This is a genomic window from Shewanella sp. (assembly GCF_041630135.1).
GTDB lineage: Bacteria > Pseudomonadota > Gammaproteobacteria > Enterobacterales > Shewanellaceae > Shewanella.
The window spans coordinates 50,944-76,979 of record NZ_JBFKLW010000009.1; the positions used below are offsets into that span (position 1 = coordinate 50,944).

The following is a 26,036-nucleotide window of genomic DNA, read 5'->3' on the forward strand; positions in this document are numbered from 1 at the left end:
CTTGATGGAGATTTAAACAAACCGCTTCCGAGCATAATTTAGTCAAACAGCAAATAGCGAACCGCGCTACTTGTGTCGGAACCTTGCGCAATAGAACTTTTTAAAATTGTAAGATTTGGCCAATTCAGATTAGCCAAGCAAAAGCATTCATAAGAAAATCAGAGGCATTTATAAAAGTAGTGGCGCCTAAATTGTGAGCTAGTTGGTGCTTGCTGTTATAAGCATTTTAGAAATGTCATTTAAACACGTGCATTAACGACTTATATCAGTGGAAGCCGACGCCCGCTTTACATTCAGAACATAAAAAAGCCGCTCATTTATAATGAGCGGCTTTCTAAAGTCCGAATTGGGCTGGATATCAAAGAGTGTAACGTATACCGATGGCGATACCGTCGTCTTCTGACAGGGCCATTCTGGCTTCCTGCTCTTGGTCTGCGCTGGAGAAGTCGCTGAAGTCTTTACGACCTTCGACATATAGCACTGTGTCTTTGTCCCAGATGTAATGCAGGCCAGCTACCACGAACTGACGCTTGAACACGTCGTTTGGATCAGCATTGTAATTTGGCTGGATCACGTAGTCGCTGCCGGCATCCAGCAGGTTATAGGACACGAAAGTACGGAAGCCGTTTTCAAACTTGTACGAAAACAGGGTTTCAACACCGTAAGCTTCCTTGATCAGACGACCAATGTTATCGGTATCATGGTTTTCGTTGTAGTTTACGTTGGCAGAGGCGTAGAAACCATCGGCATCAAAGTTACCCCAGGTCACGCCGACACCGTAAATCAGGTCAACGGCAGTGATACGTTCGCCGTTACCATAGGTAACGTCGAACTCGCCGCGGTTTACACCCGCTGCAATAGCCAGTTTGTCCATGGCCTGCCAGGTTACTGCGCCGCCATAGGTGTAGTTGTATTCAACCTGCTGGGCAGCACGCTCGCCGTTATTCCACTTGTCTTCACAGGCTTCCTGGGTGATGTCGTCAAAATCGCAGGTAAAGAAGGTGCTGTTTTTCAGCTGCGCCTGCACGGCAAAGCTGAAATCGCCCAGCGTGTTGCGATACTGAACCACTTTGTCACCACGGCCAACACCGTTTACGGCGCCGTCGTCTTTGTTATAGGTGTATACGCCTGCTGCGTTACCATCCCACACAAAGCCATAGTTGGTGCCATAAACCACGTCGTACCAGGCACCCCATTGCTTACCAATGGTCAGCGTACCCCAGGTGTCGTGGCTTAAACCGACGTAGCCAAGACGGTTATAGAAAAACTCGTCCTGTACAGACTCAAATTTGTTGTTGTAAACAATTTCGCTGCTACCGAATGGGTTGATGCCCCACTCCACCAGAGCGAAGGCTTTCCAGTCGTTGCTGAGCTGACGTTCGAAGCCGAAATTAATTCGCGAGGCACCATTCACCACTTCAGTGGTGTCTTGTGTATTGATGACACGTGCATCGATAAAGCCGCCGATAGATACGGCATTTTTGTCATCTTTGTAGATTTCAATGGCCGAAGCAGTTGGAATGGTCAGCAGCGCTATGATGCTGCTGGCTAACATGGTCTTGTTCATGGGTGCCTAACCTTTTTATTTGAGCCGCAGGACATATCCGTAATTTTATTTCCATCCTGATACCGAGCAGATTAGCAAATACCGAACAAAGCACCCAAGAAAAAACTATGGCAAACGTGTTAAAAATCACACAAAGACCACGCAAAAACAGGATTGGAGCAGAATTTTAACCCGGAATTAACCCAGAACCCAGGCCGACACCATCGAAAACACACTATATTAACAAGAGTTGCTCCGCACCTGTCTTTTGGTAATTTACTTTCAAAATAGCGAGAATGGGCTCTAGAATAGGCATCAATTGCTTATCGAAATAGTAATCATAGTCGATAGGCAATGACGTAAATCCCAGCGGCTCTGCGCCGGCTTTGGTAAACAGATACTCAACTCTGCTGCCTCTCTTACCTTTCGATTCATCACCCGTAGCCGTTACCCAGGCAGTCGCCGCTTTCACATGGGGTGCCGATTTAGCTGTGTACTGGCTGATATCCCGCTTAAGGCGCTTCTTAAACACCAGCTCACGGTCAAGCAGCCCCGCAAACAGCGCGGTTTCGGTTTCATGCATAAAGCCAAGTACATCTTCATCCGCAAACAGACGCCGATACAGCTCGTGTTGTACTCGCCTTGCCAGCGGCGTCCAATCGCTTCGCACCTGCTCCATGCCTTTGAACACCAATGGCCTCTCATTACCATTATGATATTGCCCCACATAGCGCTTTTTACTGCCTTCTGTGGAATGTCGCAGCGTCGGCATAAAGAACCTGTGATAGTGGCGTTCAAACTCAAGTTCGAGATAACTCTCTACATTCAGCGTTTGCGCCAGGGTGGTACTCCAGCGCTGATTAACCATTTCAACCAGACGCATGCCGGTGGCATTGGCATCGGACGCTTCATCGCCCAACCACACAAAGGTCGAATCGGTATCGCCATAAATCACGGTATAGCCTTCGGCCTCAATCCACTTGCGGGTGGTTTGCATGATTTCATGGCCCCGCAGGGTAATGGAGCTTGCCAGGCGATAATCGTGAAACACGCAGCCGCGGGAGCCAAGTACCCCATAGAGGGAATTCATGATGATTTTTACTGCCTGCGACATGGGGGCATTGCCCATGGCTTTAGCCTGTTCGCGCCGCTGCGCCAAGGTGTTAATCAGCTCCGGCAAAATGGGAGCCTCGCGACTGAAGCGGGCGCCGCGAAACCCGGGCACTGTGTCTTGCTCATCTTCAGCCAGCCCCAGCACCAGCCCCTTTGGGTCAATCAAAAAGGTACGGATAATCGATGGGTACAGGCTTTTAAAATCCAGCACCAATACATTGCAATAAAGACCCGGCAGCGAATCCATCACATAGCCGCCGGGACTGTCCGGCCCCGGCTCCTTTGCCATCACCGGCGCCACAAACCCCGCTCGGTGCAGGTGAGGCAAATACAGATGATTGAAGGCCGCCACGCTTGCCCCTACTCTGCCAAACTCAAGTCCGGTAAGCCGCGCCCGCTCAAGAGCAAAGTTAATCAAATCGGTTTTGACAAAAATATCCCACACCAAACGGCAGTCGGTGAGGTTGTAAAACGCCAGCGCTGGCTTGTCTTCGTTAAACAACCGGGCAATTTCCTCACCGCGATCGTCCGGATTATGGATGGCTTTGCCTTCGCCGAGCATCTCATTTGCTACCGCATCCAGAGCAAAGCTGTCGAACTGATAAAAAGCCGCCTTAAGCCAATCAATGCCATCCAGCACTACCCTACCGGGCAAATCCAGAGTCTCGGGTCTGTGCTTGTCTTCCACCTTCCAACCCAGTGCCCGGCCAAAACGGCCTATATTAAGACGGATGCCATGGTGTTTGGCTCTGCGCCACAGTAAAGACAAATCAAAGCTCACCACCGACCAACCAAGCAGCACATCGGGATCCACCCGATAAAACCAGTCCTGCAACGCCATCAGCAGCGCCACCTCATCAGCCACCCACTGCACGGGCACCTGATGCTGCTCGCCATTGAGCTGATGCATAAGTGTGGCCGGGCCGCTGGTATCTGTGCCAACCAACAGCACCAAGGGTTCACAGTCACCGTAAAGACCAATGGAATACAGCTCGCCTGAAAAGCTGCACTCGATATCGAGCGACACTGCCGTCAGCGCAATGTCTGCCGGTGCATTTCTGACTCTGGATGCAACAAAGCTTTTGTTATCTTTGGAAAACTGCCCATAGAACTCACCATCGAGAGCGACAAAGCGCTCGATAAGAAACCGCTGTTCGGCCTTGATATCGGCCTCATAAAGGGGGATATCCAGTTCAGCGGCACGGGCAACCAACCGGCGCATCACCTGCGGATTACGGCAATAAAGACCACTAACACTGCGCATATCAAAGCTTTTAAGCTCAAGCGGTTTGGCGCTGACATCCTCCGCGCTGAACTGAGCTGTGAGCGCCGGAGCGTCTGCCTGCGGGCAAAACGCCAGCACCTTTTGGTGCGGCACTTCCACCCGCACCGGCCCGTTTTCGGCTTTTATAATATACTCAAGCAACATCTCGCCGCCCCGCTGACTCAGGCTGCGGGTCAGCACCCGTCCTTTGACGAGTTGTGCAGGCTCACCAGAGCCATTAGTTGTGGCTAAGGCAAAGTTTGAACCTGAGGCCTGGGGAGATGAATTCATGGTGATGAGGCAAAAAACAGCCATATTCGAGTGATGCAGGGTTCTTAGCCTAAGCAATCACTGTTATTATGTACAGCATTATCGCGCCTGTAGAGAGCCCCATGCTGCCAGACAAAGTCAAAACCCAAATTCGTGCCATCTATAAGGACATCGCTGCCGCGCTGCCGAATTTCCGCTCCCGGCGCGAGCAAAACTACATGGTGGCCGAGATCTCCAAGACACTGGCAGGGGAATATGACAAGCACAGGCGCATTATTGTGGTTGAGGCGGGCACGGGCATCGGTAAGTCGCTCTCGTACATTCTCGGCACCATCCCGCTGGCGCTGAGCGCCAAAAAAAAGGTCTGCATTGCCACCGCCACCGTAGCGCTGCAAGAGCAGCTGCTGCATCAGGATCTGCCCTTCTTCCTCGCTCAGTCCGGGCTCAACTTCCGCTTTGGTTTGGTAAAAGGCCGCCAGCGCTACGTGTGTCTGGCCAAGCTCGAGATGCTGATTGGTGATAACAACGGCACCCAGATGGCCATGTGGCAGACCAAACCCGACACCGCTCAGGTTGAAATGCTGCAAAAACTGCATCAGGACTACCACAAGGGGCTATGGAACGGTGAAATCGACACGCTGGAGACGCCACTGCCGGATCATCTGTGGCAGCAAATCGCCTGCGACAAGCATTCCTGCCATCGGCAAAATGCCAGCCATCGAAACTGCCCTTTCCACAAAGCACGGGAAGACGTTGACACCTGGGATGTACTCATCGCCAACCACAGCTTACTTTTTGCCGATCTGGAACTGGGCGGCGGGGTAATTTTGCCGGATCCCGAAGAGGTATTTTACGTTATCGACGAAGCCCACCACCTGCCGGTGGTGGCCCGTGATTTCTCCAGTGGTCAGGCAACCCTGAGGGGCGCCGCCGATTGGCTGGAGAAAATCGGTAAAACGGCCGCCAAGCTGCAAAACCAGATAAAAAGCAACAACATCATAGCCCCGGCGCAGGCGATGCAAGATCATGTGGGCGATCTGGTGGGCATGCTCAATCAGGTGGCCCATTACTGCGATGGTGAGCGAGCCAGGTTTGATAACCCGGAAAACCGTCTGCGCTTCAATAACGGTGAGTTGCCCGAGGTGCTGAAGCGCCACGCCGAAAACCTCACTACGGCCAGCAGTGGTGCTCTCAAGCAATTCAACAAGATGCAGTTGCTGCTCGCCGAAGCTATCAAAGACGGCGACATCCCCCGCCATCAGGCCGACAGTCTGCAAACCGAAACCGGCTTTATGCTGCAACGGCTGGAAAATCTCCACAAACTGTGGAAGATGATGGCCAAAGAAGACAGCAAAAAAGGCGCCCCCACCGCACGCTGGATTGAATTGCTTTCCGCCGGCAAGCTGCCGGATTATCTGATTTGCGCCTCCCCTATTGAAGTGGGCTTTATGCTCGAATCCATGCTTTGGGAAAAGGCCGCTGGGGTGGTACTGTGCAGTGCCACCTTGAGGGCACTGAATCAGTTTGATTATTTTGCTCATCAGGTTGGATTGTCACTCCACGACGGGAGCCGTTATCTGGCGCTGCAATCGCCCTTTGACTTTGAAAACAACGCCACCCTCTACCTGCCCAAGATGCGCACTGAGCCTACTGAGGACAGTTACACAGAGGAGCTGGCGGAACACATTTTGAAGCTGACAGAAAACGAAATGGCCAGTCTGGTGCTGTTCGCCTCCTACTGGCAAATGGAAAAAGTTGCCGAGCTTTTGGGGCCAAAACTTAAGATACCGCTGCTTATTCAGGGTAATGCACCGCGCCAGCTGCTGCTTGAAAACCACAAGAAGCGCTGTGATGAGGGCAAACCTTCGTTAATGTTTGGCACCGGCAGCTTTTCAGAAGGCCTGGACTTACCAGGCGACTACCTCACCAACCTTATTGTGACCAAGCTGCCCTTTGCCGTGCCCACCTCGCCGGTAGAGCAGGCCCACGCCGAATACATTAAGGCAAAGGGTGGTAATCCGTTTTTGCAGCTGACCATTCCTGATGCCTCACGCAAGCTTATTCAAAGTTGCGGCCGCCTGCTGCGTAAAGAGCAGGACTATGGCAGGATCACCATTTTAGACCGGCGTCTGGTAAGTAAACGTTATGGCAAATCGCTGCTTGATGCCCTGCCGCCCTACCGACGGGTCATAGAATAGGATTGCATTTGGACTTATTGCTTGACCCAACCTCTGTGGCCATCTTGGCCGCAGTTGGGATACTGGCTGGATTTATTGACGCTGTGGTGGGCGGCGGTGGACTGCTGTCTATTCCGGCCTTGCTGACCCTCGGCCTACCGCCACACCTGGCACTGGGCACCAACAAGCTGTCGGCCTGCTTTGGTTCGGCAATGTCCGCCTTAACCTACTATCGCAAGCAGCTATTTGTACCCGCATTTTGGTACAGTGCAGCCATTGCAACTTTTATAGGCGCCCTCCTTGGCACCCTGGCGGTTTATCTCACCTCTGAAACCCTGCTCGCTAAGCTATTGCCTCTTATCATCATGGCCATTGCCATCTACACCTTGTTGAGCCCGGGAGCTATTCAGCATGCCGAGGCGAAAAGCCGTGAGCGAGCTCCGGGGCCGAAACGGCAATGGTTGCAGGGGCTGCCACTTGGATTTTACGATGGTTACGCCGGACCCGGCATAGGCGCCTTCTGGACACTGAGCTCCAGCCACCTGTACCGCTTACCGGTACTGCAAAACTGCGCCCTGGCGCGGGCGATGACCTTTATCAGCAACAGCACTGCGCTGTTGATGTTTTTACTGCTGGGACAGGTTAATCTGGCTGTTGGCTTGTTTCTTGGTGCCTGCATGATGGCAGGCTCGTATCTGGGTGCCCGCAGCGCCATTCAATTCGGGCTGCCTTTTATCCGACCACTCTTTATTCTGATAGTCATAGCCGCATCGGTCCAACTCGCCTGGAGAGCCTGGTTTTGAAATACGACGCACTGCTTGCAAGGTTAAAAAGCCAGCTCAAAACGCTGGAACAGGAGGTACTGCAACATGATGCAGCGCTGCCTCCCCATAGCCGCAAGCTGATGCAGGACACAGAGCGCTTCAATAATGAGTTGTTTGTCCAGCATGGCGCCCAGCTCTACCCTTGCATAGGTCAAATAGAAAAAGACATTAAACAGCTTGAGCAGCGACTTAAGCTCAATCTTAATGCCGGCACCATTATCGCGGCCTGTGAACGCATCAACGACAGATTCAGTGCCGTTAAGCGGGCGCTGGTGACTACTGGTATCAATGTCAAAGCCCAGGCACAGGCCAAAGCAAGCGCACGGGCGCGAATGTTAACCAGCCGCCAACGGCAGCATGACAACAGCGGTTTTGCCTGGATAGCCGCCGGCGTGATGCAAAACAGCCACTTGCTTTACGAAGAATTGAATAAACATTTGAACTGGGCCAGAAAAATAGAGTCAAAAATCGAAGAGCTGGAAACAATGCTTGAAAATTGTCACGGTGCTGACAAAATCAAAGCGCAAAATGAGATCCTTTTGATGCACCGCCGGCTGGGAAAATGCCGTCAGGCAATCAGCTATATCGAAGACCGTATACAGGCGTTCGAGCGGCCACATCAAAGTTACAATCGTTAAGGAGCAACAATGAAATCAGTTTTGCCTGTCGGCGCTTTGCTTGCGCTGGCCGCCTCATCTTCGGTGTTTGCCGGCAGTCTCACCATTCCTATGTCCTTTGAGTATCTGGCACTGGATGGCCAGCAGATATCGACAAACAGCTTTACTCACAAAGCCGAACTTGACCTGTCACCCGGCACCCACAAAATCGCTATCCGTTACCATGACATGGTGGAAGACGACTTCAGTGACAGCCAAAGCTTTATCAAGTCTGCGCCCTTCATCGTAACCCTGAGGGTCGATGGCGACCATGATTACTTCCTGAAACCCGCCAGCGGTGAAGTGGTTAAAAAGCCCAAGCAGTTTGCCAAAGCACCTCAGGTGGTTGTGACCCGCGCGGACAAAGGCGAAGTGAGCTACAAGGTAGTCCAGACAGACTACAAAGAAGACAGTTTTGTTGACCGCCTGTTTGGTGGCAGCAAAGGGGTGGACATAGATGAAGCTGCCGCAGCCGCTACCGCAGCAGGTGTCGGCACTGTTGCAGCTACAGCAGCGCCTGTGGCACCGGTAAGCCAGAGTGCACCTGTTGCAGCCACTGCTACCCAGGCACCTCAGGCCACCAGCCCGGTACCACCAGCCCAGACTGGTGACCATGCCCAGCAAATGCTGCAATACTGGTGGCTGCAGGCCGACGAGAAAACCCGTAAAGAATTTATGAGCTGGGCCATACAACAGCTTTAAGATGATCCCACTGGTCTATCACACCAGCTATTCCCGGCTGGTGTTGCCACCCAAGCATCAGTTTCCCATCACCAAATACGCCCATCTCCGGCAATACCTGCTGGAGCGTGGGCTTGTCAGCGAATCTCAGTTTGTATCTCCTGAGCCGGTTACTGCTACCGACATAATCCTTATCCACGATAACGACTATGTGAATGCCTTTTTGCAGGGAACTCTGTCACCGGCGGCCATTCGCCGACTTGGCTTTCCCTGGAGTGACGATCTGGTTATCCGAACCCTGCACTCCCTTGGCGGTACAGTGCGCTGTGCCCGACTGGCACTCAACCACGGCGTAGCGCTTCACCTCGCCGGTGGCTATCACCATGCCCATCGTGACTTTGGCAGCGGCTATTGTGTGTTTAACGATTTGGTGTTGGCGGCAAGGCTTATGATTAACGAAGGCCGTGCTGAAAAAGTTATGATTGTCGATTGCGATGTACATCAGGGGGACGGTACCGCCACCCTGTGCGCTGATATGGACGATGTGATTAGCGTGTCGCTGCACTGTGATGCCAATTTCCCCAGCCGCAAGCCGCCCTCTGACTACGATGTACCTCTGGCGAGAGGGCTTGATGATAAGGGCTATCTGGACACCCTTTGCCAAACTCTCAGCTATCTGATCCGTCTGGAAAAACCAGACGTCATTCTCTATGATGCAGGTGTAGATATTCACCGGGATGATAAGCTTGGCTATCTTGAAGTCAGCACCAGGGGATTGCTTGAGCGAGATCTAATGGTGCTGGGGATGGCAAAAAAAGCTGATATCCCCTTAGCAGCAGTCATTGGCGGCGGATACAGTGCAAATCCGCTACACTTGAGCGAACGACACAGTCAGCTGTTTATCGCCGCCAACCGGTTATGGGAACAGAATAATTAAATCGCGGAGCGCCCTATGCAACTCGAAATCCGAAATTACTATGAAGTACTGCTGATGGAGATCCTCTCCGATGAAGGGTTAATGGATGAACTGCCAGAGGATTATTTGGCTGACCTTTCCTGCATCACCCTGAATCAATTGCCGGTGCGTTATATCCGCCATTTGGTGGACACTTACTTTTTTGAAGACTACAACGAGCTGGCACAGATGAAAAACGAAATTCAGACCGCACTGGAAAAATCCAGGGCATTTCTGAAAAAACGTAATATTGAAAGGATGCGGGAACATGATTAGCCCAACCTGCTGACAAGCCAGTCTCGGGCATCAGATTAAAGACTATTACTTGAGAGTGTAGGCTGATAAACCGCGGGGGATATATTTGGGTGGTTCCCCCAGAGCCTCACCCCGGCACACGAGTCGCCTGCTGCGGTTGCTTCCTTCCGGACCTGGCCGAGTTCACAGGTTATCATTGCGGGGGGACCCTGGGGTCACCATTGATTTCCACGATTGTGGAACGGCGCCGATTATCCCCCAAGGCCCAGTTGCAAATCAAGTAAATCACGGAATTTCCCTTGAGATGCTGCTCCAACCGCCCAATAGATAAACAAAAGGCCTGCATTTGCAGGCCTTTTGGCAGTTAGAGACTCAATAAATCCCGATTGTCATCCAGTACTTTTTGCCCAACCCCCGAAACCTTGGTCAAATCCTCCACCGATGCAAAACGGCCATACTGCTCACGATATTGCACAATCGCTTTGGCTTTGGCCTCACCTATGCCTTTTAGCAGTTGTAACTCAGCCGCAGTGGCAGTGTTAATACTGATCTTGCTGATGTGGGGACTTTGAGCCAGCGCTTGGGTAGGTTCAACCTTGGGGGCTTCGGTCGCATACAACGCATTACTGCTGATTGATGTGCCGAGCAAAAGACCAATAACAATAGCTTTATTCATGATTCACTCCTTTGAGTCGTTTAATGTGGCCGGGGCTCCCTTTCCTTGCCACTTGAATAAATTTAGTCGGATGTAACCAAACTGCAAATCAATCCATAAAGAATTCTGAGCCCCTATCCAGTGACTCAGAATTCTTTAAAACAAATCAGACTGCTGCCAGACCTTGCGCCAAGTCCTCAATCAGATCGTCCACATCTTCGAGTCCAACCGATATCCTCAATAAGGTATCAGTGATACCTGCATCCAACCTCGCCTCAGGCGTGTAAGGCGAGTGTGTCATGGATGCCGGATGCTGAATCAGAGACTCTGCATCTCCCAAACTTACCGCAATGGTGAAAAGCTTGAGACTGTCGACAAAATTAATGGAACCATCCAAGTCAGATTTAAGCTCGAATGCAATAACGCCGCCAGCGCGTCGCATTTGTTTGCCTAAAAATCGGTGGCCCTGATGACTCTTGAGCCCGGGGTAGTAAACACGCCCTACCTTGGGATGAGACTCAAGAAAATCAGCAAGCTTCTCGGCGCTGTCACAATGACGCTGAAGACGAACATCCAGAGTCTTCATTCCCCGCAGAATAAGCCAGGCATCATGGGGCGACATCACTGCACCAATATCCTTGATGATTTGATACTTGACCTTGTCGATTTGCTCTTTGCTACCGGCCACCATCCCGGCAATTACATCGCCGTGACCGTTGAGGTACTTGGTAGCACTGTGGATCACCATGTCGATGCCGTGCTCCAGCGGGCGTTGCAATAAAGGAGTCATAAAGGTGTTATCGACTATGGTAAGTAAACCATGGCGCTTGCCAATGCGGGCGATCGCATCCAAATCGAACACGTCCAGATGAGGATTAACCGGTGTTTCGCAGAAAATGACTTTAGTATTGTCTCGGATAGCAGCCTCAATAGCACCAGGCTCTTTAAAATCGACCAAGGTTACGTCAATACCAAAACGTGCCATCAAATCTGTCATCAGCGCAAAAGTACAGCCGTAAACCGCGCGGCTGGCTATCAGATGTTCACCCTGACTCAAATTTGCCAGTAAAGCAGCCGACACGGCACCCATTCCAGATCCTGTGGCGGCAGCCGCTTCTGCGCCTTCCAGAATAGCGAGTTTACGCTCAAGTTCTGCGGTAGTTGGGTTACCCAAACGGGTATAGATATAGCCGGCTTCATCTCCGGCAAACCGGGCACCACCCTGACGGGCGTTGTCAAACACAAACGTTGCACTCTGATAGAGGGGGGTAACCAGCGAGCCCATAGGCTCCCGCTCATGGCCGCCGTGAACCACCAGGGTGGCCAACTTGCTTTTATCCTGCATAAAACTGCTCTCCCAAAAGCACCACCTTAAGAAATTATAGGTTGTGGCGGTGGTGTGGGCATTAACATGACGGCCCCGGGCACAAACGCCAAGGGCCGTGGCAGAATTAACTTTCAGCTGTTTGTAAAATCTTTGTTACGACGCAGGCGGCTATCCGTCTGGCCATTTAGAGCGCCACTAAACAAAGACTTAAGTTCAACAAGCAGTTGCTGATGGATGCGGGAAAGCTTGGGTTTCTGCTCCGCTTTAAAGGTCAACGGCCGACAAAGTGCCATCGCCTGATAGCCAAGCCGCGCCGTCAATAACCCACCGCCAAGCCCTTGGGCTAAACGGGCCGACAACTTGCCGGTCATCTCCACCGACAGCAGCTGACTGCCAAGGTCTGTCACAAGCTCTGTGGTACCGGCATAGAAGATATTGACCAGAATGGCGCGGATAAGCCGGATGCGACTCCAATAGCCCAGCTCCACCCCGTAGCAGTCGGCCACGTCGCGGATCATCTTCTGGTTACGCCACAGGATGATACCCATATCCAGCACCGCCAGTGGGCTGGCAGCCAACAGTGCCGCTGACTCCATGGCGTAACGGCTGACTTTGCGCTTGGCAGCTTCATCCTGTGCGGTAAGTACACACTCCTCATACAAGGTCAGTTTTTCCGCGTCATTGTGCTCATCCTGCACCAGGCCGTTGAATTTAGTCAGTGCCTCAGCGGGTGCCTTGGTACTTAGGTTCTTGATAAAGGCATCGGCCTCACCGATTTGCACACTCTCACGAATTCTGGCGCCCTGCTCTCTGGCATCATCGGTGGCTTTAAGGCGTTTGAGCAGCCGATATTCGCGCCAGGCAGCGCCCAGTCCCCAGGTGAGCACCAGCCCAAGCACCACGCCATAAAGGCCAAACAACCAAGGGCTTTGCCGATATGCATCCATCAGTCCGAGTGTTGTTTCAATAACAAGCAGCACCCCAAGGCCTGTAAGTGCCCACTTCGCCAAAGGCGACCAGCGGCGACCCTTCAATCCCTGCAGGGTGATATGGGCGTCAAGGGGTTCCAGCGCCTGTTCAAGCTCGGTTTCATCAAAGGTGCGTACCTCGGTCTCAACAGCAAAGCGCTGAGTGCCAACAATGGCATCATCAGTTGGCTGAACTGCACCAAAACGGCGTGCGGGCGCCAGCGGCGTCTCGTCTTTCATGATGTCTGTCATCTCCTGCTACAAACTGGTTCCCGCTCAGGCAAGCTTGTCGCCAAGCAGGTATTCCAGCAGATGATCAAGGCGAATATGGGCCATGGAGCTCTCGCCATTTCTGGCCATGGGCGCAAACTGCGCAAATTCAAACCCCTGATTTTGCCAAAAATCCGCCTTGGGTAAGCTTTGGGGCACTTCGCCGGGGAATAAGGTAAGCGGCTTGCCGGTGGCAAGCTCAGTACCAGTCACCACTTCCAGCTCACCTTTTTCGGTATTGACCATACCCGGCCGGGTGGCACGAATGGCGCTGATGGCCATTGCCTCGACCTGACATCCTTCAAAGCGAGCGAAGTGCTCACTTCGCCCCAGCATTTGCCTGAGCAGCCCCAGCACCCTACCCTGCTGATCCCGGGTCACGTGGTCAATTTTACTGGCGGCAAACAGCAGCTTATCAATACGGGGGGAAAACAATCGTCTGATCAGGCTGGATTGACCAAACCTGAAACTTTCAAGAATACCGTCCAGCGCCACGCTCATATCTTCAAACTGAGCACGGCCGCGATTGAGGGCACTGAAGCAGTCCACCAACACCAACTGCCTGTCAAAGCGGGCAAAGTGCCGCTTGAAGAAGGGCTCAACCACCGCATCCACATATTCGCGGTAGCGGCGACAAAGCTGGCCATAGGCACTGTCCTTGCCAGCTTCTGCGGCACGTTTATGTGCCGCCTCATCCAGCGGCAAAGGAAAAAAGGCCAGCAACGGCGCGCCTTCAAGCTCGCCGGGCAGCAACATACGTCCGGGCTGAGCAAAATAATAGCCCTGGCTATGAACCGACTCGTCCAGGTAGGCTCGATACAGGCCTGCGATACGTTCAAACTCTTCGTCGCTTAAGGGTTCATCGACGCGGATCCGGCTTGCAGACTCGAGGAAAGCTTTGAGCGACTCGGATGGTGCACGCTTGTTGATGGCGGCAAACACGCTCTGACTCCAGCTGGCATAGTCCTGGCGCAGCATGGGTAAGTCCAAAAGCCATTCGCCGGGGTAATCCACCAAATCGAGATACAGAGTAGAAACGTCAGATAACTTCGACAGCAAGCCTCCTCTGGGACGATAGCGGATCTCGAGTCTAAGCTCTGATAGGTTGCGGGTTGAAGCAGGCCAGATGGGTGGCGTCTGTGATAAGGCCGCCAGCGCCCCCTGCAGATCAAAACTGGCAATGTTTAAGTCTGGCTGACTGGCGCGGCGAACCCCAACCAGTCTTTCATCGCGGCTCACCTGCCACAGCGGCAGGTTTTTATTATTGGCGGCGGTGGCATTCAGCAGTTGATGAACAAGACCTGTGATAAAGGCGGTTTTCCCAGCCCCCGAGAGACCGGTTACCGCCAGTCTTAAATGCCTGTCTGTGCTCCTTGCCAGCAAATCGCGTGCCTTTTGAGTGAGTTTGTCCACCGGGCTGCTCGCCATAGACTCTCCTGTTTCATTCCCTAAACTGCATCTTTGTGTATTACGGTACCCACAAAGACAAAGGGCGACTGAGTCGCCCATGGTTAACTTAAAGGTTATTGATTTGCCGCTTTAAGTCGTAGTTGTCTGATGTCACATGGCGCTCGAGTGACCTGAGTCTGGACTCCAGGGAGCGGAAGCGACTGTTCACATCGGCCAGAGCCTGTTTGGCGGGTTCTCCGGCCTGCCAGACCTTGCGTTTGACCTCTATGTCACTGATGTCATCGTGGACTTTACTGGATACCGGCTTCACATCCAAAATCATCCACAGGGCCACGTAAAGAATGAAGATGATACCTGAGCCGCCAAGGAGGAAGATGGACACTGCCACCACTCGCACCAACCAGGTCTCGAAGCCGAAGTACTCGGCGACTCCGGCGCAAACCCCGGCGATTTTGCCTTGCTGGGGTATGCGATAGAGGGTCCTGCCATCACGCGTGCTCATGCTTGTTCCTCCATTCAGGAGACTCGGCGTCCAGAATGGCTTCCAGAGTCTCGATACGCTGGTCCATCTTGTCAGCCAGGGCGATGAGTTCGTGAAGCTGTTTGAACTCTTCGTCGGTAAGTCCCTGGCTCACCTGCCGCTTGCTGCGGTAATGCAGAACCAGCCATATGGGTGCCACTATCACCATGAAAATAATAATGGGCGCCATCAATACATCCATATCCATAACTCACCTCCCCCGATTAATTCGTTACTTGCCAGCTTTTTCTTTGGTCTTGCCCTTCATTTTAGCCTTCAGGGCTTCCAGCTCGGCGTTCACTGAATCTTCGGCCTGCAGGGCGGCAAATTCGTCATTCAGACTGGATTTGTTACCCAAATCGTATGACTCCACCTGGGCCTCCAGGCTCTCAACACGGGCTTCATACTGCTCGAACTTCAGCATGGCGTTGTCGATTTTGCTGGAGTCCAACTGCTTTTTTACCTCAAGGCGGCTGGAAGCAGTTTGCTTGCGCATAATGATAGTCTTCTGGCGAGCCTTGGCATCGGCCAGTTTTTCCTGCAACTGAACGACTTCTTCTTTCAGGCGCAGGATATGGTCTTCAACCACTTCCAGCTCGCGCTGCAGGGTTTCGGCCAGGGTAGAGGCTTTTTGCTTTTCTACCAGGGCGGCACGGGCCAAATCTTCACGCTCTTTGGAGATAGCCAGTTCAGCTTTCTCTTCCCAATCCTGAACCTGGGCATCAACCCGGTCAATCCGGCGAAGGATGTCTTTCTTCTCGGCCAGTACCTTGGCTGAGGTAGAACGCACTTCCACCAGGGTGTCTTCCATTTCCTGAATAATCAGGCGAACCATTTTTTCCGGATCTTCCGCCTTGTCCAGCAGGGCGCTGATGTTGGAATTAATGATGTCCGCGAAACGAGAGAAAATACCCATAATTCAATCCTCACATATAGTTGGTTGTCGCCAAGAGTAATACACAGAGCGTGCCAACTTTTGTTTTTCCTTTAAATTCAATAGAAAACACCAAATTTTAAGATTCGCTTTATTTTACAAGCCCAGGCACCTATTATGATTTTCACCACTTGTTAGCGAATAAGACCAACAAAAAGTGCCCAACGCATTTAAACAGGACAACCTCATAGGCCAATCCAACGCACTGCTGGAAGTGCTGGAACATGTATCCCGCATTGCCCCTTTGTCAAAGCCGGTTTTAATTATCGGTGAACGGGGCACAGGTAAAGAACTCATCGCTGAGCGTTTACATTACCTGTCCCAGCGCTGGGATCAGAACTTTTTAAAGCTAAACTGTTCATCGCTGAGTGAAAATCTACTCGAAACTGAGCTGTTTGGCCATGAGTCAGGTGCCTTTACCGGCGCAAAAGGTCGTCATGAAGGTCGTTTCGAGCGTGCCGACGGCGGCACCCTGTTTTTGGATGAACTGGCCAACACCTCAGGGCTCATTCAGGAGAAGCTGCTCCGGGTCATCGAATATGGGGAGTACGAACGGGTGGGCGGCAGCAAAACACTGCAGGCCGATGTGCGCCTGATTTGCGCCGCCAACGAAGACTTGCCCTCGCTGGCGGAGGCCGGTGAATTCCGGGCCGACCTGCTAGACCGTCTTGCCTTTGATGTGATCACCCTGCCGCCGCTGCGCCACCGCAAAGAAGACATTATGCCGCTGGCAGAGTACTTCGGTATCGGCATGGCTCGTCAACTCAAGCTGGAGCTGTTTCCGGGCTTTGCCGAGCAGGCGACTGAGCAATTGATGGACCACCAGTGGCCGGGGAATATCCGCGAGCTTAAAAACGTAATTGAGCGTTCGGTTTACCGTGCTGGCGGCAGCATTGACCCCATTGAAGACATAGTGCTTGACCCGTTTGAGTCGCCCTGGCGCCCGAAAGGACGGATTAAAACCCTGGAGCGTCAGGCTAAAGCCACCCCGGAAGCTGAAGCTGTCAATCCGGATATTTCAGAAGCGTCTTCCAGCAGCACGCCACAGGTGACTTCTCTTGAAGTGAGTTTTCCGCTGGATCTGAAAGAACATCTGGAAGCGGTCGAGAAAGATCTTATCCAGCAGGCGTTAACAGCAAGCCAGTTCAATCAAAAGAAGACCGCCGAACTGCTGGGACTCAGCTATCACCAGCTGCGCGGGATCCTTAAGAAATACAATTTACTGGATAAGGCATAAGTGGATTGCCCGCGGCGGCGGGCGACTGTTAGAATCAACTACTACTGCACACCAATAACGATTCATTAATGAATGCGCTGAAAAACCGGCTTTATTGGCTCGCCCTGATATCCCTTGTTGGGGGATGGCTTTCAGCCTGTGGCCATCAGCAATTGCCACCCGGAGTGGTTTACTGCTCCGAGGGGAACCCTGAGTCATTTAATCCGCAAACTGTGACCTCAGGCACTACCATCGATGCCACTTCGCAGCAGCTATACAGCCGCCTGGTCGATTACGATGCCGATGAAGGAAAGATAATTCCGGCGCTGGCAACCCACTGGGAAATCAGCGACGATGGTCTTGAGTACCGATTTACTCTTCGAGAAGCGGTCAAATTTCACCAAACGTCCTATTTCACGCCCAGCAGAGCCTTTAATGCCGATGATGTGCTGTTTTCCTTTCAGCGCATCCTGGACGATGACCATCCCTATCACTGGGTTTCCCGTAGTGGTTATCCCTTTTTCAACAGTATCGACTTTGTAAACCAGCTCAGTTCGGTCACCAAAGAAGGCGACCATCAGGTGGTGTTCCGCTTGAATCGCCGCGATGCCTCTTTCCTGTCAAATCTGGCCACCGATTTTGCGGTAATTCTGTCAGAAGAGTACGGGCGGCAACTACTCAGCGCCGGCACTCCTGAGCGACTGGACTCACAGGCTATTGGCACAGGGCCGTTTCGTCTGGTGGAGTACGTTAAAAACGAATATATTCGCTACCGCCGTCACGAAGGCTACTGGGGCAAGGCTCCTGAAATCGATATGTTGGTGTTTGACATCACATCAAAGAGTACCGTCAGACTGTCGAAGCTCATCACCGGTGACTGCAGCGTTTCGGCATTGCCCAAGGCAGGTGAGCTGGACTTAATTGAACAACATCCTGACCTGGACCTTGAATCCCGTGCAGGACTCAACGTAGCTTTTTGGGCCTTCAACACTCAAAAGCCGCCGCTGGATGATGTAAGAGTTCGCAGAGCACTTTCACTTGCCATCGACAAGCGCAATATTCTTGCCGCCGTGTATCAAGATACCGCCGTTGAAGCTCAGAGCCTGCTGCCACCCTCGTCCTGGGCTTATGCCCGCGACTATGAACTGGATATCGATTACTCCCCCAGTAAGGCCATGGCCTTACTGGCCGAAGCAGAGGTAACCAACCTCAGCATCGATATCTGGGCCATGCCGGTTGCCCGCGCCTATAATCCTAATGCGCTGAAAACAGCCGAGCTTATTCAGGCCGATTTGGCCAACATTGGCGTTAAAGCCAATATTGTCAGCTACGACTGGTCCGTTTTCACTCAAAGACTTAACCAGAGTAACTACGATTCCGTACTGATTGGCTGGAACGCCGACAACTCAGATCCGGACAACTTCTTCACGCCACTGTTGAGCTGCGCCTCGGTAGGCTCAGGCAATAATCGCTCACGTTGGTGCTCCCCTGAATTTGATGCACTGCTCACCCGTGCCAGAGTGAATACAAACCGACTTGAACGTACCGCGCTGTATCAGGAGGCACAGGCTACAGTGGCACGGGACTTACCCATGTTTGCATTTGCCCATGCCAAACGCGCGCTTGTACATCGAAAAAGCATCAGCCATATGCCCATCAGCCCCTTTGGTGGCATCTCTTTTGCCGACATCAAACCCAATATTGAAGAGGAAGACTGATGGGTGTTTACCTGCTTAGGCGTCTGAACCTCTTTTTTGCAACCTCGCTTTTAATGGTGACGATTCTGTATATCGCCACCAGCCATTTCCCAACTGACAGAGCCTATGCGCTGACTGGTGTTATTAATCCCAGCGCTGAACAGGTACAGCGGATAATTGATGATTACAAGCTGGATAAATCGGAGTTCCGCCAGTATCTGGCCTATCTTGAGCAGCGGCTTTCAGGCAACCTTGGCATATCGACAACATCACAACAAAGCGTGGCCAAAGAGCTCGCCAGCGTACTGCCCGCGTCCTTTGAGCTGGCAACATTTTCCGGTCTGCTGGCCCTGCTGCTTGGCATTCCACTAGGGGTACTGGCATCACTCAATCAGCACAAGCTTACTCAAAACACCATTATGGCCATTACCCTCACCGGCTATTCCATTCCGGTATTCTGGCTTGGCTTATCCTTGTCACTCTGGTTTGGGGTCCGCCTGGGCTGGTTGCCGATTTCAGGGCAAATCAATCTCTTGTATGAAATCAAACCCGTAAGCGGTTTTATGCTGATAGATACTTTGCTGTCCGACTCGAGCTACCGACTATCAGCATTCAAAGATGCACTGTCACATATTGTATTACCGGCTATTACCCTGGCAGTGCTGCCATTCACAGTGGTTGTACGTATTACCAGAGCGGCCATGCTGAATGTGATGAACCAAACTTACATTCGTGCCGCTGAGGCGCGTGGATTGCACACAGGTAAAATTATCCTGAGACATGCACTGCCCAACGCCCTTATTCCGCTGCTCAAGCATCTGGGGTTAATGCTTGGTGCCTTTGCCAGCTACGCCATCGTAGTAGAAGTGATTTTTTCCTGGCCTGGCGTAGGCTCCTGGCTGGTTTCCGGCATTTACCAGCGTGACTACACCGTGATCCAGGGTGGCATTCTGGCAGTGGCGCTGCTGATTATTTTCCTGAGTATTTTGATTGAAGTGATCCACACAGCGTCCAATCCGCTCAGCAGGAAGGAACTCTATGCCTCAAGTTAAGATCTATCAGGAAGACGATATTCCGTCTCCCATGAGGAGGCTGTGGCTGTCGTTTTCGGCCAATCCCTTTGCCCTTGCCGGGCTATGGGCGATTGTCTTTTTACTGCTGCTTACGATGCTTGGCCCCTGGTTCGCACCTTTCAGCCCTGAGGCGCAAAATCCCAAGGCTTTGCTGCTGCCTCCCTCCTGGGATCCGGCCGGCACTGTTGAACACTTTTTGGGGACTGACGACCTTGGCCGCGATATTTTCAGCCGCCTGCTGCACGGCGTGCATCTCACCTTCGGTATGTCACTGGCCGTGGTGGTTACAGCGCTGCTGATAGGGTTTCTGATTGGCTCCATCTCCGGCATGATGAAAGGGATTAAGTCCAGTATTCTCGGGCACTTACTCGATGCCCTTTTGTCCATTCCCTCTTTGCTGATGGCCATTTTGGTAGTCGCGGTAATGGGCCCCGGACTCGATAACGTATTTTGGGCAGTGGGTATCGCCTTAACGCCACAGTTTGTGCGGGCCATACATCAGGCTATCCACGAAGAGCTGCAAAAAGAGTATGTGACAGCAGCCCGCCTCGACGGTGCCAGCAGCATTCAAATCTTCTGGTTTGTGATTATGCCCAACGTTTGGGAAGTGGTCATTATTCAAACCACGCTGGCTATCTCCACTGCGATCCTCGATATTGCCGCACTGGGATTTTTGAACCTGGGAGCTCAGGCACCCAGCCCCGAATGGGGAGCAATGGTGTTTCAGGGACTGGATAACCTGCTGACCGCCCCATGGACCGTGACCATTCCCGGGGTCGCCATTTTGTTTACCGTGCTTGCCGTTAACCTGGTGGGCGACGGGCTGCGCTCGGCGCTGGCGCCGATAAAGAACTGATTATGCCGCTACTGGATATACGCAACCTCACCATCGAGCTGGACACCCCCCACGGGCGGGTAAAGGCGCTGGAAAAAGTCAGCCTGATGCTCCATGCCGGTGAAATTCATGGCCTGGTGGGCGAGTCGGGTTCCGGACGAAGCTTGCTGGCGCGGGCGGTTCTCGGCATTCCTGGCCCAAACTGGACAGTAACCGCTGACCGTATGATGTGGGATGGCCACAACCTGATGGAAATGTCGTCGGCCGAGCGGCGTAACCTGATGGGTAAAGAGATGGCAATGATTTTCCAGGATCCGTCCGGCAGCCTTGACCCTGTCATCACCATTGGTACCCAATTGATTGAGGCCATGCCAACGGACACCAGCTTGCCGTTTTGGCGCCGTGGTCGAGGGAAGCTCAATACCGCGGAAAAGTGGCTCCACAAAGTAGGCATTAAAGACCCTAAGCGGGTGATGGACAGCTATCCCTGGGAAACCTCCGAAGGTGAATGCCAAAAGGTAATGATTGCCATGGCGTTGGCCAAGCAGCCACGGCTATTGATTGCCGACGAGCCCACCAACTCAATGGAACCCAGTACCCAGGCGCAAATATTCCGCCTGTTGGCACAGCTTAATCAATTGCAGGGTGTCACTATCTTGCTTATCAGCCATGAGCTGGAAACCCTCGCAGAGTGGTGCAACAACCTTACTGTGCTGTATTGCGGCCAGGTAATGGAATCAGGCCCCATTGATGAGCTTATCCGTGAGCCAATGCATCCATATTCAAAGGCTCTGATGGATCACATGCCCGATTATCGCGGTAACCTGCCTCATAAAAGCATAATGCCAACGCTGCCGGGTTCTGCACCGGCGCTGCAACATCTGCCAATTGGCTGCCGCCTGGGTCCCCGCTGTCCCGAGGCACGTAAGCAGTGTGTTCATCAACCACAATTACAGCATCAGAAGGACAGGTATTACGCCTGCCATTTTCCTTATCAAACGGAGAGCAGCAATGACGACACCTCTGCTTAAGGTCACCGGCCTCTCCAAACGCTATTTTGCCGGCTATCGCCGTTTTCGCCCGCAATATAACGACGCCTTGGCCCCTGTTTCATTTGAGCTGGGGCGCGGTGAAACCTTGGCAATAGTAGGCGAAGCCGGTTCAGGTAAGAGTACCCTGGCTCGCATTTTGGTAGGCGCAGAGCAACGCTCCAGTGGCGAGATTTTATTTGAAGGCACCGCGCTGGAAAGTCGGAATGTTAAGCAACGTTGCCGCCTTATTCGGATGATTTTTCAGGATCCCAACACTTCACTTAATCCGAGGCTCTCCATCGGTGAGCTACTGGCTGAGCCGCTGCGGTTTAACACCGACATGAGCGCCGCTGAGCGCAGCGCACTGGTCACCGAGACTTTGCGGAAGGTGGGATTGCTGCCGGAGCACGCCGACTTTTATCCGCACATGATTTCTGAAGGGCAAAAACAGCGCGTGGCTGTGGCCCGGGCGCTGATGCTGAGCCCCAAGGTAATCATTGCCGACGAAGCCCTGACTGCGCTCGACCTGTCGGTCCGCTCACAGATCCTCAACCTGTTGCTGCAACTACAAAAGGAGATGGGGCTGTCATATATTTTCGTATCCCATAACCTTAATCTGGTGCGCCATGTGAGCGATAAAATCATGGTACTGCACAAGGGGCAGTTAATTGAAAAAGGGCCGGTGCAAAAAGTATTTGAAAGCCCCGAGCATGAGTACACTGCCAGGCTGATTGCCGAGCAAACCCGTCAGGTGCGTAAACGCTGAACTCATCCAACCACCGGGGTAAAACGTAAAAAAGAGGCTGCCATTGGCGCCTCAAGTCATTATTCTATTGCCAGTGTTGACTGAAGAAGCATAAACATGATTATCAAACCAAAAATTCGCGGCTTTATTTGTACCACCACTCATCCGGTTGGCTGTGAAGCCAACGTGCTTGAGCAAATCAATCTGACCAAGGCCCGTGGCTCTATCGTCAATGGCCCCAAGCGTGTGTTGGTGGTTGGCTCTTCCAGCGGCTATGGCCTGTCTTCCCGTATCGCAGCAGCCTTCGGCAGCGGCGCTGCCACTATCGGCGTGTTCTTTGAAAAGCCGGGCACAGAAACCAAACCGGGCACTGCCGGTTGGTACAACTCTGCAGCCTTTGACAAGTTTGCCAAGGCCGAAGGCCTGTACAGCAAGAGCCTGAACTGCGATGCCTTCAGCCATGAAGCCAAAGCCAAGGTGATTGAGCTGATTAAAGCAGACCTCGGTCAAATCGACATGGTGGTCTACTCACTGGCCTCGCCTGTGCGTAAGCTGCCTGACAGCGGCGAACTGGTGCGCTCTTCACTGAAGCCTATCGGTCAGCCATACAGCTCTACCGCGGTAGATACCAATAAAGACACCATCATTGAAGCCAGTGTTGAGCCTGCTACCGAGCAGGAAATTGCCGACACCGTCACTGTGATGGGTGGTCAGGATTGGGAACTGTGGCTGAACGCGCTGGATGAAGCCGGTGTGCTGGCCGATGGCTGCAAGACGGTGGCTTACTCTTACATAGGTACCGAGCTGACCTGGCCTATCTACTGGCACGGTGCCCTCGGTAAGGCCAAGATGGACCTAGACCGCGCCGCCCACGCCCTGAACGACAAGCTGGCTGCCAAAGGCGGCAGTGCCAACGTGGCCGTGCTCAAGAGCGTTGTAACCCAGGCCTCTTCTGCCATTCCGGTAATGCCGCTGTACATTGCCATGGTGTTCAAGAAGATGCGTGCCGAAGGCCTGCATGAAGGCTGTATGGAGCAGATCCTGCGTATGTTCTCTGAGCGCCTGTACAAGGCCGATGGCAGCGCGCCACAAGTGGATGAAGACAATCGTCTGCGTCTGGACGATTGGGAGCTGCGTGATGACATTCAGCAGCATTGCCGCGACCTGTGGCCACAAATCACCACCGAAAACCTGCCTGAACTCACCGACTACGTTGAGTACAAGGCCGAGTTCATCAAGCTGTTTGGTTTCGGTATCGAAGGCATCGACTACGACGCCGACGTCAATCCTGATGTTAGTTTCGACGTGATTGAGCTGTAAGCATAAGCACTTTGGAAAACGCCGCACCGCGGCGTTTTTTTATACTCAATTATCAGTGCTATAACCGATTTAGACTCTAGTGACTGGACTAATCTCCAACAGTCGCAAATCTTTAGCGTTTCTTATCTGGCAGCAGAAAATCGGGCTTTTATGCCATGACGCTTAAGCCCTGCCGGAACCCGTCTGCGAGTTATTCCAAAGACATCCAACTAGCGAAGCCATTGACCAGTTACAAAAAAGCCAGCCCATGGGCTGGCTTTTTAAGCGAATTAAACTTACTCGGCAGCGTAGCTGATTTCAGCTTTAGCTTTCAGAGACTCAATCACACCGCGATAAGTCGTTTCAGTGAACTGGCCTGACAAACGCTGAGACAAAGCCTGCACCAAGGCATCTTCAACACCTTCAGCGGGGTTTACCTTATCGAGCACAACCAAGGCATAACCAGCAGCCATATTCACAGTGTCAGCAGCGCCGGCAGCCAACTGGAACCCTTTGTTCACGATGGAAGGATCCAGTTCGCGATCGAAACGGGCAACCTTGGTCTTGGCTGTCAGTTCCAGAGTTTCACCCGCCTTGAACTTGGCCAGCTGTTCCTGAGCCTGCAGTTTAGCCGCTTCATTGGCTTTGTCCTGAGTCAAACGGGTTACGATGCCAGCTTTTACTTCATCAAATGGCAGAGTGCCGGCCATCTTATGCTCTTTCACGCGCACAACGGCAACCTGATTGTCACCAAGGTCAATCACATCACTGTTCATACCGCTTTGCAGTACCTGCTCAGAGAAGGCTGCCTTGATGAGCGCCGGGTTATTGATGTCAACAGGAGGCAATTCACGGGCAAACAAACCTGTGGTCTTTACCTCAAGGCCGGTAGCCTTTGCCGCTTCGCTCAGGGTGTCTGGTACTTCGTAGCTGGTATCAGCCAGTTTCTGCTGCAAACCATAGAACTTATCCAGCGCTTCTTTTTCTTTCAGTTGCGCCAGGATGCGCTCTTTCACATCGGCAAATGCCGCCTGCTCACCGCCCTGAACATCCAAAAGCTTGATGATGTGGAAACCATAGTCGGTTTTCACCACGGCAGAATACTGCCCCTTGTCCAAACCAAACAGCGCGGTATCGAAAGCGGGGTCCATTACACCCTGCTCAAACCAGTCCAGTTGACCGCCCTGCTCTCCACTGAAAGTATCTTCAGAGTCGGTTTTGGCCAACTCAGCAAAATCGGAACCCGCTTGTAGCTTGGCATAAATGGCTTCTGCTTTGGCCTGCGCCGCCGCTTCATCATCGCCCAGATTCACCAGGATGTGTGCCGCCAGACGCTTTTCAGCGGTCTTGTACTGGCTCATGTGCTCATCATAATAAGCGCTAGCTTGCTCGTCGGTTACGGTAATGGCATCGGCCAGTGACTCGGCTGACAGCATCAAGTACTCAAGGCTTACCTGTTCAGGGTTAATGAACTGATCAGCGTTGCTATCGTAAAAGCTCTTGGCTTCCTCATCGGTAACAGTAATACCCGTTTCAAATGCTGCGGCTTCAACCACCAGATAACGCAGATCGCGGGTCTGGCCCTGCAGCTCTGCTACAAGTTTGCCCTCTCCTGGCAACACAAACTCACTGCCTACCAACGCATTAAGCAACTGACGACGGGTCATATCAACACGCATCATGTCGCGGAAACTGTTGGTTTGATAACCCAACTGACGCAGGATTGCGAGATAACGCTCGTTATCAAACTTGCCGTCAGTTTGGAAGGCTGGCTCATCAACAATGGCCTGTTTGATCTGCGCGTCAGAAACACGCAATCCCAATTCGGTAGCAGTCTGATCCAGCAACTTGTCGGCAATAAGACGTTCCAGCACCCCCTGCTTGATAGAACGCAAGTAGTTGTCATCTGCCGCGAGGGTTTCGAACATTTCACCCAGTTGCTGCTCCATCCGCGCCTTTTCACTCTGGAAGGCTTGTTCCAGCGCAGATTTTGAAATTTCTTCACCATTAACGGTAGCAGCAGGAGCTTCGGTAGAAGAACCCAAATAGCTGCTTACGCCGGTAAAGGCAAAGGAAAGGATTACCAGCACCAGGATGCTCTTGGCAATGGTACCTTGGGCACCTTCACGGATCTTTTCTAACATCAGATGTCCCGCTTGTTACTCTTGTGATTGAAATAAAAAAGCGCATCTCAGTAAGGATGCGCCTTTATGTAACTTTTCAGGAATGACGTTGTTTTGTCACTCCAGACTTCAGCACTGACACCAAAGTCCTTCAATTCGTAAAAAGCACCGCATTCGCAGTGCTTGAAGAAC

The 26,036-nt window shown here is 52.5% G+C and carries 23 protein-coding genes and 1 other RNA gene; 13 read left to right on the forward strand and 11 right to left on the reverse strand.

Going from position 1 to position 26,036, the window contains the following annotated elements:
- Positions 1 to 358 precede the first annotated feature (358 nt).
- Positions 359 to 1,567: a porin gene (locus ABYK60_RS04110; protein ID WP_372870662.1), complete on the reverse strand. Its 1,209-nt coding sequence runs from the start codon at positions 1,565 to 1,567 to the stop codon at positions 359 to 361.
- Positions 1,568 to 1,781: 214 nt separating this feature from the next.
- A complete protein-coding gene (locus tag ABYK60_RS04115; RefSeq protein ID WP_372870663.1) occupies positions 1,782 to 4,214 on the reverse strand; it encodes a DNA polymerase II in 2,433 nt (810 codons plus the stop codon).
- A gap of 101 nt (positions 4,215 to 4,315) precedes the next feature.
- On the opposite strand from ABYK60_RS04115, the gene dinG reads away from it, so the two are divergent.
- Genes dinG through ABYK60_RS04145 form a run of 6 tightly spaced genes read left to right on the forward strand, consistent with a single transcriptional unit; the run spans position 4,316 to position 9,762 of the window.
- Positions 4,316 to 6,391 carry an ATP-dependent DNA helicase DinG gene (gene dinG / locus ABYK60_RS04120; RefSeq protein WP_372870689.1) on the forward strand — a complete coding sequence of 692 codons (2,076 nt, stop codon included), beginning with the start codon at positions 4,316 to 4,318 and terminating at the stop codon, positions 6,389 to 6,391.
- An 8-nt stretch (positions 6,392 to 6,399) separates the two neighbouring features.
- Entirely contained in the window at positions 6,400 to 7,173 is a 774-nt protein-coding gene (locus ABYK60_RS04125) for a TSUP family transporter (protein ID WP_372870664.1), read from the forward strand.
- Positions 7,170 to 7,832: a primosomal replication protein gene (locus ABYK60_RS04130; RefSeq protein ID WP_372870665.1), complete on the forward strand. Its 663-nt coding sequence runs from the start codon at positions 7,170 to 7,172 to the stop codon at positions 7,830 to 7,832. The genes ABYK60_RS04125 and ABYK60_RS04130 overlap by 4 nt, the downstream gene beginning before the upstream one ends.
- Before the next feature lie 9 nt (positions 7,833 to 7,841).
- Positions 7,842 to 8,552 (forward strand): DUF2057 domain-containing protein, encoded by a 711-nt coding sequence (locus ABYK60_RS04135; RefSeq protein ID WP_372870666.1) that lies wholly within the window; start codon positions 7,842 to 7,844, stop codon positions 8,550 to 8,552.
- 1 nt (position 8,553) lies between these two features.
- Complete coding sequence (locus ABYK60_RS04140; RefSeq protein WP_372870667.1) at positions 8,554 to 9,468, forward strand: histone deacetylase; 915 nt, start codon at positions 8,554 to 8,556, stop codon at positions 9,466 to 9,468.
- Between the two features lie 15 nt (positions 9,469 to 9,483).
- A complete protein-coding gene (locus tag ABYK60_RS04145; RefSeq protein WP_372870668.1) occupies positions 9,484 to 9,762 on the forward strand; it encodes a late competence development ComFB family protein in 279 nt (92 codons plus the stop codon).
- Between the two features lie 95 nt (positions 9,763 to 9,857).
- Here the strand turns inward: ABYK60_RS04145 and ffs are convergent.
- The 8 genes from ffs to pspA all read right to left on the reverse strand — a co-directional run bounded on the left by ffs (position 9,858) and on the right by pspA (position 15,807).
- Positions 9,858 to 9,954, reverse strand: an RNA gene (gene ffs / locus ABYK60_RS04150) — signal recognition particle sRNA small type.
- Positions 9,955 to 10,105: 151 nt separating this feature from the next.
- Positions 10,106 to 10,417: a ComEA family DNA-binding protein gene (locus ABYK60_RS04155; RefSeq protein ID WP_372870669.1), complete on the reverse strand. Its 312-nt coding sequence runs from the start codon at positions 10,415 to 10,417 to the stop codon at positions 10,106 to 10,108.
- Between the two features lie 145 nt (positions 10,418 to 10,562).
- Positions 10,563 to 11,741, reverse strand: coding sequence for a methionine gamma-lyase (megL, locus tag ABYK60_RS04160; protein ID WP_372870670.1), 1,179 nt, complete (start codon positions 11,739 to 11,741; stop codon positions 10,563 to 10,565).
- Between the two features lie 113 nt (positions 11,742 to 11,854).
- Complete coding sequence (locus ABYK60_RS04165) at positions 11,855 to 12,943, reverse strand: TIGR01620 family protein (protein ID WP_372870671.1); 1,089 nt, start codon at positions 12,941 to 12,943, stop codon at positions 11,855 to 11,857.
- A 24-nt stretch (positions 12,944 to 12,967) separates the two neighbouring features.
- Positions 12,968 to 14,389, reverse strand: a complete 1,422-nt coding sequence (locus tag ABYK60_RS04170) for a YcjX family protein (protein WP_372870672.1) — start codon at positions 14,387 to 14,389, stop codon at positions 12,968 to 12,970.
- Between the two features lie 88 nt (positions 14,390 to 14,477).
- Positions 14,478 to 14,873 (reverse strand): envelope stress response membrane protein PspC, encoded by a 396-nt coding sequence (pspC, locus tag ABYK60_RS04175; RefSeq protein WP_372870673.1) that lies wholly within the window; start codon positions 14,871 to 14,873, stop codon positions 14,478 to 14,480.
- The gene (gene pspB / locus ABYK60_RS04180; RefSeq protein ID WP_011759354.1) at positions 14,860 to 15,099 is read right to left on the reverse strand and encodes an envelope stress response membrane protein PspB; all 240 of its coding nucleotides are present in this window, start codon (positions 15,097 to 15,099) and stop codon (positions 14,860 to 14,862) included. Before pspB ends, pspC begins: the two co-directional genes overlap by 14 nt.
- 24 nt (positions 15,100 to 15,123) lie before the next feature.
- A complete protein-coding gene (gene pspA / locus ABYK60_RS04185) occupies positions 15,124 to 15,807 on the reverse strand; it encodes a phage shock protein PspA (protein ID WP_372870674.1) in 684 nt (227 codons plus the stop codon).
- A 175-nt stretch (positions 15,808 to 15,982) separates the two neighbouring features.
- Between pspA and pspF the strand changes: the two genes are divergently transcribed.
- From pspF to fabV, 7 genes are all read left to right on the forward strand, one after another.
- The gene (pspF, locus tag ABYK60_RS04190) at positions 15,983 to 17,062 is read left to right on the forward strand and encodes a phage shock protein operon transcriptional activator (protein WP_372870675.1); all 1,080 of its coding nucleotides are present in this window, start codon (positions 15,983 to 15,985) and stop codon (positions 17,060 to 17,062) included.
- A 68-nt stretch (positions 17,063 to 17,130) separates the two neighbouring features.
- Entirely contained in the window at positions 17,131 to 18,759 is a 1,629-nt protein-coding gene (locus tag ABYK60_RS04195; RefSeq protein ID WP_372870676.1) for an ABC transporter substrate-binding protein, read from the forward strand.
- Positions 18,759 to 19,790, forward strand: a complete 1,032-nt coding sequence (locus ABYK60_RS04200) for an ABC transporter permease subunit (protein ID WP_372870677.1) — start codon at positions 18,759 to 18,761, stop codon at positions 19,788 to 19,790. Before ABYK60_RS04195 ends, ABYK60_RS04200 begins: the two co-directional genes overlap by 1 nt.
- Positions 19,777 to 20,667, forward strand: coding sequence for an ABC transporter permease subunit (locus tag ABYK60_RS04205; protein WP_372870678.1), 891 nt, complete (start codon positions 19,777 to 19,779; stop codon positions 20,665 to 20,667). The genes ABYK60_RS04200 and ABYK60_RS04205 overlap by 14 nt, the downstream gene beginning before the upstream one ends.
- Before the next feature lie 2 nt (positions 20,668 to 20,669).
- Complete coding sequence (locus ABYK60_RS04210; RefSeq protein WP_372870679.1) at positions 20,670 to 21,677, forward strand: oligopeptide/dipeptide ABC transporter ATP-binding protein; 1,008 nt, start codon at positions 20,670 to 20,672, stop codon at positions 21,675 to 21,677.
- Positions 21,658 to 22,443, forward strand: a complete 786-nt coding sequence (locus tag ABYK60_RS04215; protein WP_372870680.1) for an ATP-binding cassette domain-containing protein — start codon at positions 21,658 to 21,660, stop codon at positions 22,441 to 22,443. The genes ABYK60_RS04210 and ABYK60_RS04215 overlap by 20 nt, the downstream gene beginning before the upstream one ends.
- A gap of 96 nt (positions 22,444 to 22,539) precedes the next feature.
- Entirely contained in the window at positions 22,540 to 23,742 is a 1,203-nt protein-coding gene (gene fabV, locus ABYK60_RS04220) for an enoyl-ACP reductase FabV (protein ID WP_372870681.1), read from the forward strand.
- 275 nt (positions 23,743 to 24,017) lie between these two features.
- Here the strand turns inward: fabV and ABYK60_RS04225 are convergent, their stop codons facing one another.
- Entirely contained in the window at positions 24,018 to 25,865 is a 1,848-nt protein-coding gene (locus ABYK60_RS04225) for a SurA N-terminal domain-containing protein (protein ID WP_372870682.1), read from the reverse strand.
- Positions 25,866 to 26,036: the final 171 nt, after the last annotated feature.

Coding starts and splice junctions, on each gene's coding strand:
- pspB (WP_011759354.1), bottom strand. CDS start 15,099: ATGGATATGGATGTATTGATGGCGCCCATTATTATTTTCATGGTGATA.
- ABYK60_RS04135 (WP_372870666.1), top strand. CDS start 7,842: ATGAAATCAGTTTTGCCTGTCGGCGCTTTGCTTGCGCTGGCCGCCTCA.
- ABYK60_RS04170 (WP_372870672.1), bottom strand. CDS start 14,389: ATGGCGAGCAGCCCGGTGGACAAACTCACTCAAAAGGCACGCGATTTG.
- fabV (WP_372870681.1), top strand. CDS start 22,540: ATGATTATCAAACCAAAAATTCGCGGCTTTATTTGTACCACCACTCAT.
- ABYK60_RS04195 (WP_372870676.1), top strand. CDS start 17,131: ATGAATGCGCTGAAAAACCGGCTTTATTGGCTCGCCCTGATATCCCTT.
- ABYK60_RS04210 (WP_372870679.1), top strand. CDS start 20,670: ATGCCGCTACTGGATATACGCAACCTCACCATCGAGCTGGACACCCCC.
- ABYK60_RS04225 (WP_372870682.1), bottom strand. CDS start 25,865: ATGTTAGAAAAGATCCGTGAAGGTGCCCAAGGTACCATTGCCAAGAGC.
- dinG (WP_372870689.1), top strand. CDS start 4,316: ATGCTGCCAGACAAAGTCAAAACCCAAATTCGTGCCATCTATAAGGAC.
- ABYK60_RS04200 (WP_372870677.1), top strand. CDS start 18,759: ATGGGTGTTTACCTGCTTAGGCGTCTGAACCTCTTTTTTGCAACCTCG.
- ABYK60_RS04165 (WP_372870671.1), bottom strand. CDS start 12,943: ATGACAGACATCATGAAAGACGAGACGCCGCTGGCGCCCGCACGCCGT.
- ABYK60_RS04145 (WP_372870668.1), top strand. CDS start 9,484: ATGCAACTCGAAATCCGAAATTACTATGAAGTACTGCTGATGGAGATC.
- ABYK60_RS04115 (WP_372870663.1), bottom strand. CDS start 4,214: ATGAATTCATCTCCCCAGGCCTCAGGTTCAAACTTTGCCTTAGCCACA.
- ABYK60_RS04215 (WP_372870680.1), top strand. CDS start 21,658: ATGACGACACCTCTGCTTAAGGTCACCGGCCTCTCCAAACGCTATTTT.
- ABYK60_RS04110 (WP_372870662.1), bottom strand. CDS start 1,567: ATGAACAAGACCATGTTAGCCAGCAGCATCATAGCGCTGCTGACCATT.
- ABYK60_RS04140 (WP_372870667.1), top strand. CDS start 8,554: ATGATCCCACTGGTCTATCACACCAGCTATTCCCGGCTGGTGTTGCCA.
- ABYK60_RS04155 (WP_372870669.1), bottom strand. CDS start 10,417: ATGAATAAAGCTATTGTTATTGGTCTTTTGCTCGGCACATCAATCAGC.
- ABYK60_RS04205 (WP_372870678.1), top strand. CDS start 19,777: ATGCCTCAAGTTAAGATCTATCAGGAAGACGATATTCCGTCTCCCATG.
- pspA (WP_372870674.1), bottom strand. CDS start 15,807: ATGGGTATTTTCTCTCGTTTCGCGGACATCATTAATTCCAACATCAGC.
- pspC (WP_372870673.1), bottom strand. CDS start 14,873: ATGAGCACGCGTGATGGCAGGACCCTCTATCGCATACCCCAGCAAGGC.
- megL (WP_372870670.1), bottom strand. CDS start 11,741: ATGCAGGATAAAAGCAAGTTGGCCACCCTGGTGGTTCACGGCGGCCAT.